A 983-nucleotide genomic window follows, 5' to 3' on the forward strand; every position below is an offset into this window, starting at 1 on the left:
TGCCTGAGGGGATGTAGCCGCCCTTGCCGATGGTGACAGGCGCCACCAGCGACGAATTGGAGCCGACAAAAGCGCCCTCGCCGATGTCGGTGAAGAATTTCGAATAGCCGTCATAATTGCAGGTAATGGTGCCGGCGCCGATATTGGCCCCAGCACCGACACGGGCGTCGCCGATATAGGTCAAATGGTTGACCTTGGCGCCCTCTTCGATAACCGCCTGCTTGACCTCGCAGAAATTGCCGACCTTGGCCTTGTTCCTGAGATCGGCGCCCGGCCGCAGCCGCGCGTACGGCCCGACATCGCAATTGGACGCAATGGTGGCGCCCTCGATATGGCTAAAGGCATGGACCTTGGCGCCCGTGGCAATCTTCACGCCCGGACCGAACCAGACATGGGGCTCGACGATCGTGTCAGTGCCGATCTCGGTGTCGTGCGAGAAATACACCGTCTCCGGCGCGATCAGCGTCACGCCCGACAGCATCGCCTCATGCCGCCGGCGCGCCTGCCAGATGGCTTCGGCTTGCGCCAGTTCGGCGCGGTTGTTGATGCCGAGCGCGCTTTCGAAACTGGCTTCGGTGGCCACGACATCGAGGCCTCGCGCACTGGCGATCTCGACAATGTCGGTGAGATAATACTCGCCCTTGGCATTCTTGTTGCCGACCTGATCGAGCAGCGCCAGCGCATGGGCGCCGGCCACCGCCATCATGCCGGCATTGCAGAAGGTTATTTTCCTCTCCTCCTCGGAGCAGTCCTTCTCCTCGCGGATGGCAATCAGCTTGCCGTCCTTTTCGATCAACCGGCCATAACCAGTCGGACTGGGCGGACGGAATCCGATCACGACGACGGCAGCGCCTTCAGCCAGTTTCAGCCGCGCCACGGTCAGCGCATCTGCGTCGATCAGCGGCGTGTCCCCAAACATCACGAGAATATCGTCATAACCCTTTGATATCGCATCGCGCGCGGCAAGCACGGCGTGCGCGGTG

1 protein-coding gene is annotated in these 983 nt (G+C 62.0%); it reads right to left on the bottom strand.

Going from position 1 to position 983, the window contains the following annotated elements; genetic code table 11:
• A partial coding sequence (gene glmU, locus EN969_RS32830; protein ID WP_127419823.1) for a bifunctional UDP-N-acetylglucosamine diphosphorylase/glucosamine-1-phosphate N-acetyltransferase GlmU occupies positions 1–983 on the bottom strand: 983 nt, incomplete at both ends.

Origin of the sequence: Mesorhizobium sp. M7A.F.Ca.CA.003.01.2.1 (genome assembly GCF_003998945.1) — a bacterium.
Taxonomy (GTDB): Bacteria; Pseudomonadota; Alphaproteobacteria; order Rhizobiales; family Rhizobiaceae; genus Mesorhizobium; species Mesorhizobium ciceri.